This window comes from Candidatus Accumulibacter similis (assembly GCA_013347225.1).
GTDB lineage: Bacteria > Pseudomonadota > Gammaproteobacteria > Burkholderiales > Rhodocyclaceae > Accumulibacter > Accumulibacter similis.
Genome location: CP054595.1, coordinates 2449202 through 2467628, shown reverse-complemented (window position 1 = coordinate 2467628; position 18427 = coordinate 2449202). Strand labels below are relative to the sequence as shown.

Annotated in this window: 15 protein-coding genes; 11 read left to right on the top strand and 4 right to left on the bottom strand. The window is 65.9% G+C overall.

Annotation, left to right across the window (positions count from 1 at the left end; genetic code table 11):
• Positions 1-18: 18 nt before the first annotated feature.
• A complete protein-coding gene (locus HT579_11255; protein ID QKS29433.1) occupies positions 19-1548 on the bottom strand; it encodes an AMP-binding protein in 1530 nt (509 codons plus the stop codon).
• Between the two features lie 572 nt (positions 1549-2120).
• Between HT579_11255 and HT579_11250 the strand changes: the two genes are divergently transcribed.
• Together HT579_11250 and HT579_11245 are read left to right on the top strand one after the other, a co-directional pair.
• The gene (locus tag HT579_11250) at positions 2121-3587 is read left to right on the top strand and encodes a metal transporter (protein ID QKS29432.1); all 1467 of its coding nucleotides are present in this window, start codon (positions 2121-2123) and stop codon (positions 3585-3587) included.
• A gap of 139 nt (positions 3588-3726) precedes the next feature.
• Positions 3727-4503 carry an enoyl-CoA hydratase gene (locus HT579_11245; protein QKS29431.1) on the top strand — a complete coding sequence of 259 codons (777 nt, stop codon included), beginning with the start codon at positions 3727-3729 and terminating at the stop codon, positions 4501-4503.
• A 212-nt stretch (positions 4504-4715) separates the two neighbouring features.
• Here the strand turns inward: HT579_11245 and HT579_11240 are convergent, their stop codons facing one another.
• A complete protein-coding gene (locus HT579_11240) occupies positions 4716-7304 on the bottom strand; it encodes a PHB depolymerase family esterase (protein ID QKS29430.1) in 2589 nt (862 codons plus the stop codon).
• 268 nt (positions 7305-7572) lie between these two features.
• Here HT579_11240 and HT579_11235 point away from each other — a divergent pair, with 268 nt between their 5' ends.
• The 6 genes from HT579_11235 (at position 7573) to HT579_11210 (ending at position 12615) form a co-directional block, all read left to right on the top strand.
• Positions 7573-8280: a glutathione S-transferase N-terminal domain-containing protein gene (locus HT579_11235; GenBank protein ID QKS31611.1), complete on the top strand. Its 708-nt coding sequence runs from the start codon at positions 7573-7575 to the stop codon at positions 8278-8280.
• 72 nt (positions 8281-8352) lie between these two features.
• On the top strand, positions 8353-8973 hold the full coding sequence (locus tag HT579_11230; GenBank protein ID QKS29429.1) for a glutathione S-transferase family protein: 621 nt from the start codon (positions 8353-8355) through the stop codon (positions 8971-8973).
• Between the two features lie 95 nt (positions 8974-9068).
• Positions 9069-9920, top strand: coding sequence for an alpha/beta fold hydrolase (locus tag HT579_11225; GenBank protein ID QKS29428.1), 852 nt, complete (start codon positions 9069-9071; stop codon positions 9918-9920).
• A gap of 70 nt (positions 9921-9990) precedes the next feature.
• Positions 9991-10539, top strand: coding sequence for an inorganic diphosphatase (gene ppa / locus HT579_11220; GenBank protein QKS29427.1), 549 nt, complete (start codon positions 9991-9993; stop codon positions 10537-10539).
• Between the two features lie 65 nt (positions 10540-10604).
• Complete coding sequence (locus HT579_11215) at positions 10605-12215, top strand: NAD+ synthase (protein ID QKS29426.1); 1611 nt, start codon at positions 10605-10607, stop codon at positions 12213-12215.
• A gap of 61 nt (positions 12216-12276) precedes the next feature.
• Entirely contained in the window at positions 12277-12615 is a 339-nt protein-coding gene (locus tag HT579_11210; protein QKS29425.1) for a P-II family nitrogen regulator, read from the top strand.
• Between the two features lie 95 nt (positions 12616-12710).
• Here the strand turns inward: HT579_11210 and HT579_11205 are convergent, their stop codons facing one another.
• Together HT579_11205 and trxB are read right to left on the bottom strand one after the other, a co-directional pair.
• Positions 12711-13280, bottom strand: a complete 570-nt coding sequence (locus HT579_11205; GenBank protein QKS29424.1) for a Smr/MutS family protein — start codon at positions 13278-13280, stop codon at positions 12711-12713.
• A 68-nt stretch (positions 13281-13348) separates the two neighbouring features.
• Positions 13349-14314, bottom strand: coding sequence for a thioredoxin-disulfide reductase (gene trxB, locus HT579_11200; protein QKS29423.1), 966 nt, complete (start codon positions 14312-14314; stop codon positions 13349-13351).
• A 163-nt stretch (positions 14315-14477) separates the two neighbouring features.
• Here trxB and HT579_11195 point away from each other — a divergent pair, with 163 nt between their 5' ends.
• Genes HT579_11195 through lolA form a run of 3 tightly spaced genes read left to right on the top strand, consistent with a single transcriptional unit; the run spans position 14478 to position 18360 of the window.
• Entirely contained in the window at positions 14478-15185 is a 708-nt protein-coding gene (locus tag HT579_11195; GenBank protein ID QKS29422.1) for a Crp/Fnr family transcriptional regulator, read from the top strand.
• A gap of 23 nt (positions 15186-15208) precedes the next feature.
• On the top strand, positions 15209-17743 hold the full coding sequence (locus HT579_11190) for a DNA translocase FtsK 4TM domain-containing protein (GenBank protein QKS29421.1): 2535 nt from the start codon (positions 15209-15211) through the stop codon (positions 17741-17743).
• Complete coding sequence (lolA, locus tag HT579_11185) at positions 17740-18360, top strand: outer membrane lipoprotein chaperone LolA (GenBank protein QKS29420.1); 621 nt, start codon at positions 17740-17742, stop codon at positions 18358-18360. The genes HT579_11190 and lolA overlap by 4 nt, the downstream gene beginning before the upstream one ends.
• Positions 18361-18427 lie beyond the last annotated feature (67 nt).

Here is an 18427-nt window from a genome sequence, read left to right as displayed (position 1 = left end):
TCCGCGAGGCAATCGAGTCTACTGTCCCCGTGCTTGGTAGGCGTCGCGCATCTCGCGCTTGAGCGTCTTGCCGGCAGCGTTGCGCGGGAAGTCGTCCATGATCTCGACGGCGTGCAGCCGCTGGTAGCGCGCGCCGACGCGGTCGTTGATCCAGTCGCGCAGTTCCCTGGCGGTGGCATTGGCGCCGGCGTGCAGCAGGACGGCGGCGACCGGCGTCTCGCCCCATTTCTCGTGCGCGACCCCGAACACGGCGACTTCACGGATCGCCGGGTGACGCGCTGCGACTTCCTCGATGTCCTTCGGGTAGACCTTGACGCCGCCACTGTCGATCATGTCCTTCTTGCGGTCGACAAGGTAGAGGTAGCCCTCACCATCGGCGTAGCCGAGATCGCCGGTATGGAGCCAGCCATCGCGGATCGCCTGGTCGGTGAGGTCGGGCCGGCCGTGGTAGCCGAGCATCAGTGACGGGCCGCGGCCGACGATCTCGCCGACCTCGCCGGCTTCGGCGTCGCTGCCGTCCTCGCGCACGATGCGCATCTCGTAGAAACAGGGCGGCGAGCCGACCGACCCCGCCTTGCGCAGCGACTGCGTGCGGTCGAGAATCGTCCAGAAGCCTTCGGTCAGTCCGTAGAGTTCGTAGAAGCGGTCCGGCAGGAGGCGGTTGAGCTGATCCTTGTGCTCCTGGTGGAGCGGCGCGCCGAGCGAGAGGATCATTTCCAGCGAGGCGAGCTTTGCCGGCGAGAAGTTCGGCGCATTGAGCACGGCGATGATCTGTGCCGGCACCATCATCGTGTGCGTGACGCGTTCGCGGGCGATGATCTCGATCGCCTCGGTGGCGTCGAACTGGCGCTGCAGGACGTAGCGCGCGCCGAGATAGAAGCAGGGCATCAGGGTGACGAAGGCACCGTTGAAGACGATCGCGCCGGTGTGCAGAACGACCGACTCCGGCCGCATCCGCCACGCCGCCGCGAACAGCGTGCAGTACATCGAGCGCACGAAATGGCTGTGCATGATGCCCTTCGGCAAGCCGGTGGTGCCACTGGTGTACATGATGTTGAACAGTTCGTCCTGGGCCACTTCCACCGTGCTGTGGCCGCCTTCCGGGCAACTGTTGAGCAGCGCCCGGTAATCCGGGAAATCACCACTGGCCCCGTCCACCAGCAGGATGCGGTCGGCGCGCAGTTGCGGCAGTTCGTCGCGGACCTGCTGCAGCATCGGCGCCAGCGCGCGCTGCGTGATCAGGCAGACGGCACCCGCGTCGCGCACCAGGCTGGCCAGACCGGAGGCCATCAGCAGCGGGCTCAGCGGCACGAGAACGGCACCGATCGCCGGAACCGCCCAGTAGATCTCGAGCAACTCCCGGCAGTTGGCAAGAACCGTCGCAACTCGCTCGCCGCGGCGCACGCCAAGCCACTGCAACAGGCTGGCGCAACGGTCGACACGGGCAGCGAAGTCACGCCAGTTCAAGCGCTCCTGTTCGAAGACGACTGCCACCTCAGCGGGCCGATAGGCCGCGTGGTGACTGATCAGTGTCGCTAGTTGCAGCATCGTGTCCTCCCTCCGGCGAAGCCGCGGCGGGCCCATCTGTCGACCTCCGGCATCGCCGGCTGAGTCCCATCGCAGCGCAACAGAAGCGTAGCATACATCGCCTGCCAGGCGACTGGAACGGCTGCCGCCAGGGCATCCTGCAAACGGCTCGAGAGGACCGCGCGGAGACCCGTCGCGAGGACACTGCAAGCCAGAATTGACGGCCCTGCAGCGTCGTTCGCGCGGCCCCGGTCGGCCCCCTGCATGCAGGCGCGAAAGCGCGTGAACAAATCCCGCGCAGAGGAGTAGAATGTATTGTGCGCTGCGCAATCGAGCGTGGCCGAGCGGATCGCGCGGGCATGTCGCTGGTACTCGAACGCGTTGCAAAAACGAAGCCGATGGCGGTGTTGGCCGACCATCGGTGCGAGAGTTTGCCAGGCCCGGGAGTCGGCGCCCGTGTAGCGACGGAAACGGATTCGGTGAATCGTCGGTGTCCGCCCTGGCGGCGGCACCAGGGTAAGCGCGGGTGGCCCCACTGCGGGCCGACCTTTTTTTGACTCAGGTATCACGTCTAATTGCTGGAGGTTGGAAAAATGAATGCACTGCTAAGGGAAATGCCCGATTTCACCACAAGCTGGTGGAGGTATACGCTGGCGATGATGCGCGCTTCGAACCGTGAGGTCAGCGAGTTCAACGACAACCTGTTCATTGCCGCACACATCGCGATGACCGCCGCCCGCGACAATCCGCTGAGCATGCTGGAGACCTTCGAAATCCTCGAGCACAACGTCGGCATGGCGCGCAAGGGCCTCGCCGGAATGCAGGACAAGATGGCCGACTACGCCTTTGACCAGATGGAGGAAGCAACCCGCGCCTTCCTCAACACGGTGATGAACGCGGAAGGCGAGAAGCTCGGCGGCTACATGCGGCGTGAAGCCGAAGTGATGGAGGCGGTATCCAACTTCAACGAACAGATCGAGGCGATCGCCGATGAGTTCGGCTTCCACTTCAATACCTCGAACTACCGGCTGGTGCACGAGACCGACGCCTTCGAGCTCTATCAGGTTCTGCCGCTGAAGAAAGGCGTCGAGGTTCGCAGCGATCTCAAGCCGGTGATCCTCGTGCCGCCGTACATGCTCGGCGTGCATATCCTCTCCTTCCTGCCCTACGAGAACAAGAGCTACAGCCACTCCTTCGCCAACGAGGGCATCCCGACCTACGTCCGCGTCGTCAAGGACATCATGACGAACGAGAAGGTCCAGACGATGACTCCGGAACAGGACTGCGAGCAGACGCGCGAACTCTGCGCCAAGGTCATGGAGCTCAACGGCGGCAAGAAGGTGACCCTCAACGGCACCTGCCAGGGCGGCTACATCTGCCTGATGAACGTACTCTCGGGCAAGCTGCAGGACGTCTGCGACGCGCTGATCACCAACGTGACGCCGGTCGACGGCACCTACAGCGATGCCATCAGCGGCATGCCGACGATGCACCATGACTTCATCACGACGACGCTGCCAAGCGGCAACAAGGTGGCCAATGGCTATCTGCTGAGCCTCGGCATGCGTTTCGTCGCCATCGACCGCGAGTCGCCGCTGGTCAAGGTCCTCGACCAGGCCTCGCTGCAGCGCGCCACCGACCTCAACCCGGGCAAGACGCCGGCGGCCCTCTTCCGCTGGCTGCTCAAGGAGCGCGTACACCTGCCGCTGGCGATCGCCAACATGAGCTCGCACACCTTCCAGGATGCGATCGCCGACGATGGCACGCTGCCCGTGAAACTGTTCGACAAGCCCCTCAACATCAAGGGCCTGATCGACCTCAAGGTGCCGTGGTACCAGAACTACGCGATCAAGGATGACCTCGTCACACCGCCCTGCGCCACGGCAGGCAACAAGTTCCTCGAAGGCTGGGACGGTCTCGAGTCGGTCGCCTTCTTTGGCGGCCACGTCGCCATCCTGACCAGCCCGTACGGCAAGAAGTCGCCGGTCAATGGCTCCTTCAAGGACGCCAACGGCAAGGAAGTGCGCGGCCCGGTCAAGTTCCAGATGGACCTCGCCTGACCCTGTCCTGGCAATCGCTGTCGGCCCCCCGCACTGAACACACCGGGGGGCCGCACACCGCGTGCGCTCCCGTCCCGACTCCGGGTTGACGGGAGCCGCGCTCCCCTATCGAAACTTCCATCACAGGAGTTCTCTGCTCATGACCTACGTCAACATCATCACCGAAGTGCGCGGCAAAGTCGGCCTGATCACGCTCAACCGCCCGAAGCAGCTCAACGCGCTGAACGATGACCTGATGGACGAACTGGGCGACGCACTCGGCGGCTTCGAGGCCGACGAGAACATCGGCGCCATCGTCATCACCGGTTCGGAAAAGGCATTCGCCGCCGGTGCCGACATCACGGTGATGCAATCACTGTCGTACATGCAGGCCTACAAGGGTGACTTCATCACCCGCAACTGGGACACGCTGAAGAGCTGCCGCAAACCGGTCATCGCTGCCGTCGCCGGTTATGCGCTCGGGGGTGGCTGCGAACTGGCGATGATGTGCGACATCATCCTCGCTGCCGATACAGCGCAGTTCGGGCAGCCGGAGGTCCGCCTCGGCATCCTGCCGGGTGCCGGCGGCACGCAGCGCCTGCCGCGCGCGATCTCGAAGGCGAAGGCGATGGAAATGTGCCTCGCTTCGCGCAACATCGACGCCGTCGAGGCCGAACGCGCCGGTCTGGTCTCGCGCGTCGTTCCCGCCGACAAGCTGCTCGACGAGGCGATGGCGACCGCCAGCAAGATCGCCGGCTTTTCGCTGCCAGTGGTGCTGATGATCAAGGAGTGCATCAACCGGTCATACGAGAGTTCGCTCGCCGAGGGGCTGCTCTTCGAGCGCCGCACCTTCCACTCGGCGTTTGCCCTCGACGACCAGAAAGAGGGCATGGCAGCCTTCGTCGAGAAGCGCAAGCCCGTGTTCACCAACCGCTGACCGCCACAGTCAAGCGCCGCCAGCAACCCGCAGACCGGCATTGTCCGGCCGGGCGGGCGGCGCCCCGCGCCGGGGTCGCGCAACGAACCCCGGCGCCAGCGCCCTCACCTGCACTCGCCCGCTGATCGGCCGACCCAGCAGGCACCTGCCTCCGTTGCTTGTGCCCCGCACGTTCGATCGCCGCCGCTTCGCCGCCATCCCTGGACGACGGCTCAGCAGGGAGCCAGATCGACAGCGTTCTCGATCAACACCTGGTCTACCCAGACGCTGGCATGCACCGAGCTGTAGATGTTCGAATAGGCGGCGACCTCGAGCGTCAGCGTCACCGTCCGATTGGCAAAGCGCGCCAGGTCGATGCCTGACTGGCGCAGCCACTCACTCTCCTGGTGCAGCATGCCGATCGCCGTCACCTCATCGACGACGATGCCATCGATCAGTATCCGGAAGCTGGCGCTGGTGTAGTCATTCACCGCGGCGCTGAGATCGAGTCGCCGCAGGTAGCTCAACTCCGGCCGTGGGCCGAGTTCGATGCGCCGCGAGATCGAATGCGCATGCGGCCCGAGCGCCCCCCGCTCGCCTGACGAAGCGTGGCCGTAGAGCATCGAGCCGCCGCCCAACGCGCGCGGGTCGTCCAGCAACATCTCCCAGCCGCTTCCTTCCCAGCCCGCAGCCTGTAACCTGGCTGCGGGCGTCGACGCCGCCGCAGAACGCTGGCTGACCGCCTTCAGTGCGCCAGCCGCCTCGAGCGCGGTCGAGATGATTCCCGGCACATCGATGCCAAGCGGTGCACCGCTGGTCGGGCGGCTGGCCGTGGCACCACTCTTGAGCAGACCGGCTGCCTCCAGCGAAGCGGATATGATGCCGTGCACGTCGAGACCGAAAGGCCGCCGGCTGCCGCTGCCCTGCTCCGCATCGGCAGGACGGCGGCTGGCCCCGGACGCGGACGGCGCCTCCTGCTGCTGCGCATCGCCACCATTGGCCAACGGCTTCGCCCGCGCCTGCCCCGCCGCCGTGGCACCCGCCGGCGCATCGCCGCTCGGTGGCACCGCGGCTGTTGCCGCGGTCTCGTGCGCCGCCTGTGCCGGTTGTTCGGCGAGCAGCCCCCAGAAGTCGGCTATGCGATGCGTCGAGGAAATGCCGACAGCGTTGAAGAACGGCGCCGCGGTGCCGCACTGATGCGGCGCCGGTCCGGGATCGAGCGGCGCGCCGTGCGCCATGCCGGTGACGGTGTAGGACTCGATGACCTCCTCACCCGTGGTCGACAGCCAGACCCGTCGCGGATAGCCGCTCACCGTCATCTCGAGCGTCGGCTGCAGTGGCACTGCGTGCAGGTCGCTCCACTGCTTGATCAGCTCTTCGGCGTTGACCGGCTTGACTGCCGTATCGGCGTCGCCATGCCAGACCGACAGTTTCGGCCACGGTCCCTGGTGCGGCGAGGCCGCACGCACGCGCCCACCCCATTCGGCCGGAGCCAGGTTGCGGCCCTGGAAGATCGTCTCCAGCCCCTCCTGCATGCCTTTCGCTGCCCGATACGGGACGCCGGCGATCACCGCACCGCCGGCGAAGAGCTCCGGATGGGTCGCCAGCATGACGGCTGTCATGGCACCGCCGGAAGACGTGCCGGTAACGTAGATCCGACGGCGGTCGAGCGAGTGCGCGCCCAGCATGTGCTCGACCATCTGCCGGATCGACTCCGGTTCCCCTTGGTTGCGCTCGATGTCTTCCGGCTTGAACCAGTTGAAACAGCGCAGCGGATTGTTGTTCCATTGCTGCTGCGGCAGCAGGAGCGCAAAGCCGTGACGATCGGCGAGCGTAGACCAGCCGCTGCCCTTGTTGTACGAAGCCGCGCTCTGGGTGCAACCGTGCAGGACGACGACCAAGGGCGCCTGCGCCGGCAGCTCCGCCGGAACGTACTCGTACATGCGCAGTTCGCCGGGATTGGCGCCGAAACCGGTGACTTCGCGCAGCCGACTCTCCTGCCGGTCGACCTGTTCCGACCACGCCTGTACGGCGGCCAGTGCCGTCAGGAGTTTCTCCCAGCGGCTGCCATGCGGCGTCTTCGCCGCCAGTTGTGCCATCTTGGCAATCGAGGCCACCTTGTGGCCCAGTTTGTTCAGCATCGGATTGCTCCTGTTGTCGGTTACGGTGGTAAGCACGCCGATCTCGATCAGTTTTCGGACCGGCAGGAAGACGGCGTGGAAGAGACCCGGATCGGCAGTCCCGCCGCGTTGTGGATCGAGCCAGGCCGGCGGCGGCGAGTCGCCGCCGAGACCGTAGTTGTGGCTGATCACTGCGCGCCGGCCCTGCCACCAGGTGCTGAACTGCAGCGAGGCCACCGGGCAACCACGGTTGACCCAGACGCCGAACAGCTCGCTGGCAACCAGGGCGCGCGTATCTTCGCCACTGGCAAGTTCGAGCAGGCCCGCCAGGGCGTCGGCAAATGACAGGCCCTCCAGCGCCAGCCAGCACACCGGCTGCTGCTCGGCGCCGCTGGCGGGCAGAGCCGGCCCGAAGAGCACCCGTGGCGTGCTGCCACCCGGCGCCACCGTCGTTGGCCGCAGGTCGGCATAACAGCGGATGGCTTCGATGGTCTGTGACTGCTGCGGCGCGGCCATCGCCCCAAGCAGCAACTGCGCGGCGTACTGCGGCGTCGCTGCCGGCGAGCCCCTGCCCCGCGGTCCGGGAGGCACCAGCCCGCCGGTGACCATCAACGTCACGCGAAAGCGCAGGTCACGACGTGACTCGCCGAGGATGTCGGCCAGCCGCTCGCTGAATTCATATCGTGCAAGTCCATTCACCATGTGACAACGATAGCACGCTCCGCGAACGATTGCACGCATTTTTTAAGTAAGTGATGTCTTTTAATTTTCTGCCCGCTTCTGCTCATCGCCTGCCATACAGGCAGCGCCGACGACGGGCATTCGCGCCGGATCGCAGCCGCTGCACCGCCAGCCACGACACGATGGCCGGCACCTGCCGGGGCGATGATTCTGCTACGATGACGGCACCCATGCGCGCAACGCCGGTCGGCGGCAGCAATTGCCCCGATCCAACCAGCGAACCCTGACGATGATCGATCTCTACACTGCTGCAACGCCGAACGGCCACAAGATCTCGATCGCCCTCGAGGAACTGGCGCTGCCGTACACGGTGCACACGCTCGATCTGGCGCAACGCGAGCAGAAGCAGCCCTGGTTCCTGGCGATCAACCCGAATGGCAGGATTCCGGCGATCGTCGATCGGGCGGCGGCCGACTTCGCGGTCTTCGAGTCCGGCGCCATCCTCATCTACCTTGCCGAGATGACCGGCCGCCTGCTGCCGCGGGATGCGCGCGGACGCTCGTGCGTCCTGCAGTGGCTGATGTTCCAGATGGGTGGCATTGGCCCGATGATGGGCCAGGCGAACGTCTTCTACCGCTACCTGCCGGAGAAGATCCAGCCGGCGATCGACCGCTACCAGGGCGAATGCCGCCGGCTGTTCCAGGTTCTCGACGGCCGCCTGCGCGACAACGAGTTCCTTGCCGACGACTACTCTATCGCCGACATCGCCAACTGGGCCTGGGTGCGAACGCATCGCTGGTCGGGTATCGAGATCGACGACCTGCCGCACCTGCAGCGCTGGCTCAAACAGATTCGCGCGCGACCGGCGGTGCAGCAGGGCATCGCCACCCCGCCGTCGGCGCTCGACCGTGACGCCAGCGACGACGAGGCGCGCAAGTTCGTCGAGGGAGCCCGCCAGATGGTCGAGATGGGCCAGTCGCCACGGGCTGGCGGCTGATGCCGCGCGAACATCCTGCCACCAGGAACCGACTTCCCCCACCACCGTTTCAACACATTTTGCGAGGCACACATGAAGCTCTTCGTCTCACCGCGGGCACCCAACCCGCGCCGCGTCCTGATGTTCATTGCCGAGAAGCGACTGCAGGGAATCGAGACGGAAATCGTCGACCTGTCGCGGGGCGAGCATCGCGAAGCTGCCTTCCGTGCCCGCAGCCCCCTGTCCAAGGTACCTGCCCTGGAACTCGACGACGGCCGCACGCTCGGCGAGTCGCGGGCGATCTGCACCTACCTCGAGGGCCTGGCGCCCGAACCGAACCTGATGGGAAACGATTTCGCCGAGCGAGCCTTCATCGAGATGGCTGACCGGCGCGTCGAACTGTACCTGTTCGGCTGCATCGCCAACTGGATCCGCCACTGCCATCCCGGCCTGGCACCGCTCGAGCAGCCGCAGTTTCCCGACTTTGGACGTTCGCAGGGCGAGAAGCTGCGGCAGATTGCGGGCTGGCTCGATGCCGAACTCGAGCGCCAGCCCTTCGTTGCCGGCGGCCGATTCACCATCGCCGACATCACCGCCTTCTGCGCCATCGAGTTTGCGCGCGGCCTGATGCGCTTCCAGCCTGGCCACGAGGGTCTGCACCACCTGCAGACCTGGCGTGACCGCATCGCCGAACGACCAAGCGCCAGCGCCTGAACGACACCCGCGCACCAACCACGGCCCGCTCGGCGGCTTGCGTGGCGACGCAGCCCTTCCCGTGACGGTCAGCGCGCACCCCTCGGACAACACCAATGGCTCGACGCACGATACACCTCCTCCGGCATGCAACGGCCACACCATCCCGCTGGCCGCCGCTGCTGTTCCTGCATGGCGGCTACGTGGACTCGAGATGCTGGCTACCGAACTTCCTTCCCTACTTCGCCAGCCGTGGCTACGACTGCCATGCCGCCGACCTGCCGGGGCACGGCCGCAGCGAGGGGCGCGAGTGCCTCGACCGGCTCGGCCTCGACGACTACCTCGCCGACATCACGCCGGTGGTCGAAGGACTGGACAGCAGGCCGGTGGTCATCGGCCACTCGATGGGCGCCCTCCTCGCCGAACGACTGCTCGAGCGATCCCTTGCCGAAGCTGCGGTCCTGATATCACCGGTACCGCCAAACGGGACGCTGGAGTCGTCGCTGAGCCTCTTCCTGCGCCACCCGGAGTTCATCGGTGCCGTGGCCCGCATGAGCAGCGGTGTCTTCGACGACGATGGAATGCGCCTCCTGCGCGACGTCTACTTCACGCCGGCAACGGATCCCGACGAACTCCAGCGACTGGTGCGGATCGTGCAGCCGGAATCTGCCCGCGCCATCGCCGACATGGCCATGCTTGGCTGGCGCTGGCCTTTGCCACCACGCCGGCGACCGGTACTGGTGCTCGGCGGCGAACTGGACGTGGTCTTTCCGCCTCATCAGGTCCGCCGCGTCGCCCGCCGCTGGCAAGCCGACCTCCAGATCATCCCCGCCGCCGGCCACGCGATGATCCTCGATCACCACTGGCAGAGCTGTGCCGCGCGCATCCTCGGCTGGTTGCACCAAACCCGTTCGGCTGCTCCGATGGCGGCAACCGACGGTGGCCGGACGGGCATGGCATCACGGTAGAAGATGACGCGCAGGCGTGGGGTAGCGGCGTATAATCGAGACTCCGACCAACAGCAGAGAGAACACGAACATGGGCCTCGATCGCGTGCCCTCCGGCAAGTCGCTTCCGAACGATTTCAACGTCATCGTCGAGATTCCGATGCATGCCGATCCGGTCAAGTACGAAGTGGACAAGGACAGTGGTGCGGTCTTCGTCGACCGCTTCATGTCCACCGCCATGCACTACCCCTGCAACTATGGCTACATTCCGCACACCATCGCCGGCGACGGTGACCCGGTCGACGTTCTGGTGGTGACGCAGTTTGCCCTGCCGCCGGGGGTCGTCGTGCGCTGCCGGCCAATCGGTCTGCTGGCGATGGAGGACGAGGCCGGACCCGACGGCAAGCTGCTCGCCGTTCCGGTGGACAGCCTGACGCCGATGTATCGCGACATCGAGTCGCCACGCGATTTTCCGCAGATGGTCCTCGACCAGATCGCCCACTTCTTTGCCCATTACAAGGATCTCGAGCGTGGCAAGTTCGTCAAGGTGATCGGCTGGCTGGGCACTGACGAGGCGAAGAAGGAGATCATGGAGGGCGTGCGGGCGTATGCCGAGGCGAAGGAAAAGCCGGCCTTCTAGACTTCCCACTCCGACTGTTCGCTGGAGGGGCGCGCGAGCGCCCCTTTTTGCCGGGAGCCAGCCAGATGTCAGTACGAATCGCCATTGCCCAGATCAACGCCACGGTCGGCGACTTCAGCGGCAACCGCGCGCGCATCGTCGACTTCGCCCGCCGCGCCCGGCAGCAGAACGCCGAACTGCTGCTGACGCCGGAACTGGCACTCTGCGGCTACCCTCCCGAAGACCTCCTGCTGCGCGACGACTTCTGCAGCGCCTGCGAGAGCGAGCTGGAGGTGCTCGCCGGCGAGTTGCCCGACATCGCCGTCCTCGTCGGCCACCCCGAGCAGCGCGACGGGCGCCGCTACAACGCCGCGACGCTGCTCAGCGGCGGCCGTCGTGTCGCGACCTACCACAAGCAGCGATTGCCCAGCTACGAGGTCTTTGACGAGGAGCGCTACTTCGATTCCGGTGCTGCACCCTGCATTCTGACGCTCAACGGGCTGCGCTGCGGGGTCAACATCTGCGCCGACGTCTGGGAAGCCGGCGCTGCCGACCTCGCCCGCGAGGCAGGCGCCGACGTGCTGCTGGTGCTCAATGCCTCGCCCTACCACATCGGCAAGCGCGAGCGACGCACCGAGGTCCTGCGGCAAAGGATCAGCAGCACCGGCCTGCCGGTGGTCTACGCCAACCTCGCCGGTGGCCAGGATGAACTCGTCTTCGACGGCGGCTCGTTTGTCCTCGACTCGCGCGGGACGCTCCGCTGCCAGCTGCCGCAGTTCGAGGAGGCGCTGGGGATCGTCGACTTCGTTGACGGTGAGCCGCAGCCGACGACCATCGTCGACCCACCCTGCCAGGAAGCGGAGATCTATCAGGCACTGGTCCTCGGCGTTCGCGACTATCTGGGCAAGAATGGCTTCCCCGGGGCGATCATCGGTCTCTCGGGCGGCATCGATTCGGCGTTGACCCTCTGCGTGGCGGTCGACGCGCTCGGTGCGGACAAGGTGCGGGCGGTAATGATGCCTTCCCCCTATACGGCCGAGCTGAGCCTCAGCGAAGCACGCGAGATGGTGCGTCTGCTCGGCGTCCGCTATGACGAGATCGCCATCGCACCGGCTATGGAGACCCTCGCCGGCATGCTCGAGGGACAGTTCGCCGGCCTGCCGGCGGATACGACCGAAGAGAACCTGCAGGCACGCATACGCGGCATGATCCTGATGGCCCTGTCGAACAAGACCGGCTCGCTGGTTCTGACGACCGGCAACAAGTCGGAAATGGCAGTCGGCTACTGCACCCTCTATGGCGACATGGCGGGCGGCTTCGCCGTCATCAAGGACATCGTCAAGACCCTCGTGTACCGCATCTCGCGCTGGCGCAACACCTGTTCGCATGTCATTCCCGAACGCATCATCAGCCGCCCACCGTCGGCCGAGCTGAAACCGGACCAGACCGACCAGGACAACCTGCCGCCCTACGCGGTGCTCGACGCGATCGTCGAGGCCTACATGGAGAAGGACCTCAGCCCGCGCCAGATCATTGCCGAGGGCTTTGCCGCCGCCGACGTGCGGCGTGTCGTCCATCTGCTGAAGATCAGCGAGTACAAGCGTCGCCAGGCGCCGGTCGGAATCCGGGTCACGCAACGCGGTTTCGGCAAGGACTGGCGCTATCCGATCACCAACCGCTACCGTGACCCATACTGATCGTTTGTCGGTGCGCGATTTCTGATAGGATTTCCTTGTGATCTTTCCAGGAGCCGAGACCATGAAAAAAATTGAAGCGATCATCAAGCCGTTCAAGCTCGACGAGGTGCGTGAAGCGCTGTCCGAAATCGGCGTCACCGGCCTGACCGTCACCGAGGTCAAGGGCTTCGGTCGCCAGAAGGGCCACACCGAACTCTATCGCGGAGCCGAGTATGTGGTCGACTTTCTGCCCAAGGTGAAGATCGAGATCGTCGTCACGGATTCCGCCACCGAGGGGGCGATCGACGCCATCGTCAAGGCCGCACGTACCGGCAAGATCGGCGACGGCAAGATTTTCGTCAGCAGCGTCGAGCAGGTCGTGCGCATCCGTACCGGCGAACTCGACGAGTCGGCGATCTAGACGGCGCCAGGGCTCTCGCCGGGGCAGCCGCGGCGGCGAGACGGTCTACGGCAGCGCAGGCAGCCAGCGACGACGGTCGTCGCCGGAACTCTCCGTCAGGGCAGCCGGCGCGGCTGGACGCCCGACTTCAGCAGCACCCAGAGGGCACCGTCGCCACCATCGTTCGGCGGGGCGTGACAGAAGGCCAGCACCTCCCGGTGACGACCCAGCCAGACCTTGACCAACTGCCGCAGGATCGCTTCACGCCCCGGCGATCCGTGGCCGCGGCCATGCACGATGCGCAGGCAGCGCTTGCCGGCGCTGAGCGCCGCGGCGACGAACTGGGCCACTTGGGAGTGCGCCTGCTGCCGGTTCAGTCCGTGCAGGTCGATGTGGCCCTGAATGCTCCAGCGGCCCCGACGCAGGTCGCGCAGCACGCTGCGCGGCACGCCGCCACGCAGGAAGGAGTCGGCGCCACCCAGGTCGAGCCAGTCATCGATGGCCAACGAGCCGTGCAGCAGCTCGGCAAGGACCGCCGCTTCGTCGATCTCGCTCTGCCGCGGCCGCGGACTTGGCTTCGGCCCGTCGAGGCTGACGCGGTCGGGCTGGCGCAGAGGTCGCGCACCGTCAACGGCAGCGAGGAAGGCAGCCCGATCCTCCGGGCTGTGACGACTGAACTGACTCATCGCCGGCGTCGCTTCTGATGCCCCTGGCCAACCTACGTTCGGCACCTGGCAGCGCCACGGGCGGGCTCTCAGCCCGCCAGGCCGAGACTGTCCAGGTAGCGCTCGGCATCGAGCGCCGCCATGCAACCACTGCCGGCAGAGGTGCACGCCTGGCGATAGATGTGGTCCTGCACGTCGCCGGCGGCAAAGACGCCGGCGACCGATGTCGCGGTGGCGTTGCCCTGATGGCCGCCATGCGTCAACAGGTAACCGCCTTCCATCGCCAGCTGACCGGCAAAGAGCTCCGTGTTCGGCCGGTGGCCGATGGCGATGAAGACTCCCATCACCGGAAGGTCTTCGGTCTCGTTCGTCAGCTTGCTGCGAATACGGATCCCGGTTACCCCGGACTGGTCGCCGAGAACCTCGTCGAGGGTGCAGTTCCAGCGAATCGTCACCTTGCCCGAGCTTTCCCGGGCGAACAGCTTGTCCTGCAGGATCTTCTCGCTGCGCAGTTTGTCGCGCCGATGCACCAGCGTCACGTGACTGGCGATGTTGGCGAGGTACAGCGCTTCCTCGACCGCAGTGTTGCCGCCACCGATGACTGCCACCGGCTGTTCGCGGTAGAAGAAGCCGTCGCAGGTGGCGCAGGCCGACACCCCGCGCCCGGCAAACGCGTCCTCGGACGGCAGGCCCAGGTACTGCGCCGACGCACCGGTGGCGATGATCAACGCATCGCAGGTGTAGGTGGCCATGTCGCCAACCAGCGTGAAAGGCCTCTGGGTGACCTGTGCCGTGTGGATGTGGTCGAAGATGATCTCGGTTTCGAAGCGCCGCGCGTGCTCCTCGAAGCGCTGCATCAGTTCGGGCCCCTGTACGCCCTGCGCGTCGGCCGGCCAGTTGTCGACGTCGGTGGTGGTCATCAACTGGCCGCCCTGTGCCATGCCGGTGACCAGCACGGGCTTCAGGTTGGCACGTGCAGCATAGACGGCGGCAGTGTAGCCGGCGGGGCCCGATCCGAGGATCAGCAGGCGGCAATGGCGGGTTGCTTGGCTCATGTTCAGTCACTCTCCGGGTGGGTCAGCGGAAAATTATAACCGTCATCGCTGGCCTGCCTGCTCCAGCCGCTACCACCGGTTAACGTCGAAAACCTGCAAAGTGCCTTATAATCGGCGCGCAAGCCCTTGATAGAAATCATTTCACTTGACGGAAGAACCGCCCATGAACACTCAGGTCGAACAACCCAGAAGAGGCCCCAGCCTGACCCTGCTGCACAGCATCCCGATCTTTGCCGGCGTTCCCGATACGCAGCTCGAACAGATCGCCAAGGTCGCCTTTCACCGTCGGGTCGCTCGCCAGACGACGATCGTTCGCGCCGGCGACAGCACCGACTCGCTCTACGTCCTGATCAGTGGCGGCGCCAAGGTGCTCAACAGCGACGAAGAGGGCCGTGAAGTGATTCTGACCCTGCTCGGCCCCGGGGAGTTCTTCGGCGAAATGGGACTGATCGATGGCAGCCCGCGTTCGGCCGATGTCGTCGCCACCGAAGCCTGCGAACTGCTCGTGATCACCAAGGGCGATTTCAAACGCTGCCTGGCGGAGAACTTCGACCTCTGCCTGAACATCATGAAGAGCCTGGTGCAGCGGTTGCGCGAAGCCGACCGCAACATCGAGAGCCTGGCACTGCTCGACGTTTACGGCCGCGTCGCCAAGCTGCTGCTCGATTTCTCGGAAGAAGAGCGCGGCCAGCGCGTCATCCGCAAACGGGTGACGAAACAGGACATCGCGAAGATGATCGGCGCCTCACGCGAAATGGTCAGTCGCGTCATGAAGGATCTCGAGAACCGTGGCTACTTCCGTGTCGAGGAGGGTCGCACGGTGATTCTCGACAAGCGAGCGCCCTCTTCGGTGAGCGCCGAGCGCTCCTGACCAAAATTTTTCAGAACCCGCCAATGGCATTGTTGAGCAAACTCGGCAGCAGGATCCCCTACCCGTCCCGACCATCGAGCCCGCTGCCGGAGAAGATCGCCGTGCTGCTGCGCGAGTCCCGCTGGCTCGTCCTGATCGTTGTCGTCAGCTTCCTTGCGCTCTCGCTCTGGGGTTACGACCGCGCCGATCCCGGCTGGTCGCATGCCGTGCACAGCAGCATGCTGCACAACCCGGCAGGGCGCAGCGGCGCCTGGCTGGCCGATGTCCTGCTCTACCTCTTCGGCCTCTCCGCATGGTGGTGGATCCTGCTCCTGCTGGTCACCGTTGGCTGGGGCTACCGGCGGCTCGAGGGACAGCATGCCGGCGACAGACGGCCGCTGTTGATCTCGCTCGCCGGTTTCGTCGTCCTCATCATTGCCAGCAGCGCACTCGAGACGCTGCGCTTCTACACCATCAAGGCCAGCCTGCCGGTCGGCCCCGGTGGCGTCACCGGCATCGAGTTGGGTGCCTTCGCGGTCCGCTACCTCGGCTATACGGGCGCCACACTGGCACTCGTGGCGATGCTGCTGCTCGGCTGGAGCATCTTCACCGGCATGTCGTGGATCACCGCGGCGGAACGGATCGGCACGCTGTTCGAGCGCGTGCTGCTGGCAATAGGCGGCCTCTACGGACGCTGGCAGGATCGGCGCATCGGTCGCGAGGTGGCGCGCGAACGCGAAGCCGTGGTCGAACTCGAGAAGAAGCGTGGCGACGGCCACGAACCGGCGCCGGCGGAGATGCCGCCGACGGCCGCCCGGACGGCTTCGCGACCGGCACGGAGCGGCAGTCGCGACGCTGCGGTCGAGCCGACCCTGAACCGCGAGGTGGGGGCCGATTCGGGCAATGCCAGGGAGCCAGCCGAGCCCTTCCTCGGCGACGCGGCGAGCACGCCCCTGCCGGGTGACGAAGCCGACGGAACCGCCACCGGACGCGAACCGGAAGCACCCGCCGCACGCGTCCTGCCGGCGAAGGTGGAGAAGCGGATCGACCGCGAAAGGCAACCGCCGCTGTTCCCGGAGGCCGTCGAGGGCGGCATGCTGCCACCGCTGCACCTGCTGGAACCGGCGCCACCGCAGAGTGCCCGCGTCAGCCCGGAGACCGTCGAATACACCTCGCGGCTGATCGAACGCAAGCTGGCCGATTTCGGCGTCCAGGTCGCAGTCACCGCTGCCTACCCCGGGCCGGTCGTCACACGCTACGAAATCGAGCCGGCGGTCGGCGTCAAGGGCGCCCAGATCCTCAATCTGGCCAAGGATCTGGCGCGCTCGCTGTCGCTGGTCTCGGTGCGCGTGGTGGAGACGGTTCCCGGCAAATCGTCGATGGCACTCGAACTGCCGAACCCGAAGCGACAGACGGTTCGCCTGCTGGAGATCATTGCCAGCAAGGAATACAGCGACATGAACTCGCCGCTGACGATGAGCCTCGGCAAGGACATCGGTGGTCAGCCGCTGGTCGTCGACCTGGCCAGGATGCCGCACCTGCTGGTGGCCGGAACGACCGGCTCCGGCAAGTCGGTGGGCATCAACGCGATGATCCTGTCGCTGCTCTACAAGTCGGAGCCCGACCAGGTGCGGCTCATCCTGGTCGACCCCAAGATGCTCGAACTGTCGATCTACGAGGGCATCCCGCACCTGCTGGCGCCAGTCGTCGTTGACATGAAACAGGCAGCCAACGCGCTCAACTGGTGCGTCGGCGAGATGGACAAGCGCTACAAGCTGATGTCGGCCATGGGGGTGCGCAACATCGCCGGCCTCAACCAGCGCATCCGCGATGCTGCGCGAAATGGTGAGAAGATCGCCAATCCGGTGTCGCTGACGCCGACTTCACCCGAGCCACTGAGCACCCTGCCCTACATCGTCGTCGTCATCGACGAGCTGGCGGACCTGATGATGGTCGCCGGCAAGACGGTCGAACAGCTCATCGCCCGCCTCGCCCAAAAGGCCCGCGCCTCGGGAATCCACCTGATTCTCGCCACGCAGCGACCATCGGTCGATGTCATCACCGGCCTGATCAAGGCCAACATCCCGACCCGCATCTCGTTCCAGGTCTCGTCGAAGATCGACTCACGCACGATCCTCGACCAGATGGGCGCCGAGACCCTGCTCGGCCAGGGTGACATGCTCTATCTGGCTCCGGGCACCGGCTACCCGACGCGTGTCCATGGAGCCTTCGTCGCCGACGACGAGGTGCACCGGGTGGTCGACCACCTGAAGAAGACCGGCGCGCCGGATTACGTCGACGCGGTCCTGGTCGGCTCCGCCGGCGACGAGGACGCCGATGCCGGCAGCGCCGACAACGGCGGCCCCGACACCGATGGTGAGGCTGATCCCGTCTACGACCAGGCCGTCGAGGTGGTGCTGAAGAACCGCCGCGCTTCGATCTCGCTCGTGCAGCGACACCTGCGGATCGGCTACAACCGTTCCGCCCGTCTCATCGAGGCGATGGAGAAGGCCGGCCTGGTTTCTGCCATGGATGCGCGCGGCGGTCGCGAGGTTCTCGCGCGCAAGGAAGACGAATGAACTGGCGCCTGCCGCTCGGCCTGACGCTGTGCGTCCTCGTTGCGAGCAACCCGGCTCGTGCCGCGGCCATCGACAAACTGCAGCACTTTCTCGACACGACGCGAACGCTGCGCGCCGATTTCGCCCAGACCGTCGTCGCGCGCAACGGTCGGCTGCCGCAGAAATCGAGCGGGGTCATGATGTTCTGGCGTCCGGGCAAGTTCCGCTGGCAGATCGACAAGCCTTACAGTCAACTGGTGATCGGCGATGGCGAGAAGATCTCGATCCATGACCCGGACCTGCGCCAGGTGACCGTCCGCAAGGCCGGCGCCGCGCTCGGCGGCACGCCGGCCTCGCTGCTCGCCGGCGAACGCACTATCGACCGCGACTTCAGCCTGCGCGAAGCGGGCGAACGGGACGGGCTCGAGTGGCTCGAGGCAACCCCCAGAGCCGCCGACAGCGGCTTCGCAAAGGTACGCGTCGGCTTCTCCGGCAGCGAACTGCGGGCGATGGAACTGCTCGACACCCTTGGCCAGACGACGATGCTCGTCTTTTCGCGAGTCGAGATCAACCCCCGCTTGCCGCCATCACTGTTCCGCTTCACGCCCCCGGCCAACACCGACGTGATCGGCGACTGAGAACTCGTACGATCATGCTTGACTTGAAGGTGCCGCCCCGTATAATGCGCACTTCCCTGAAATCACG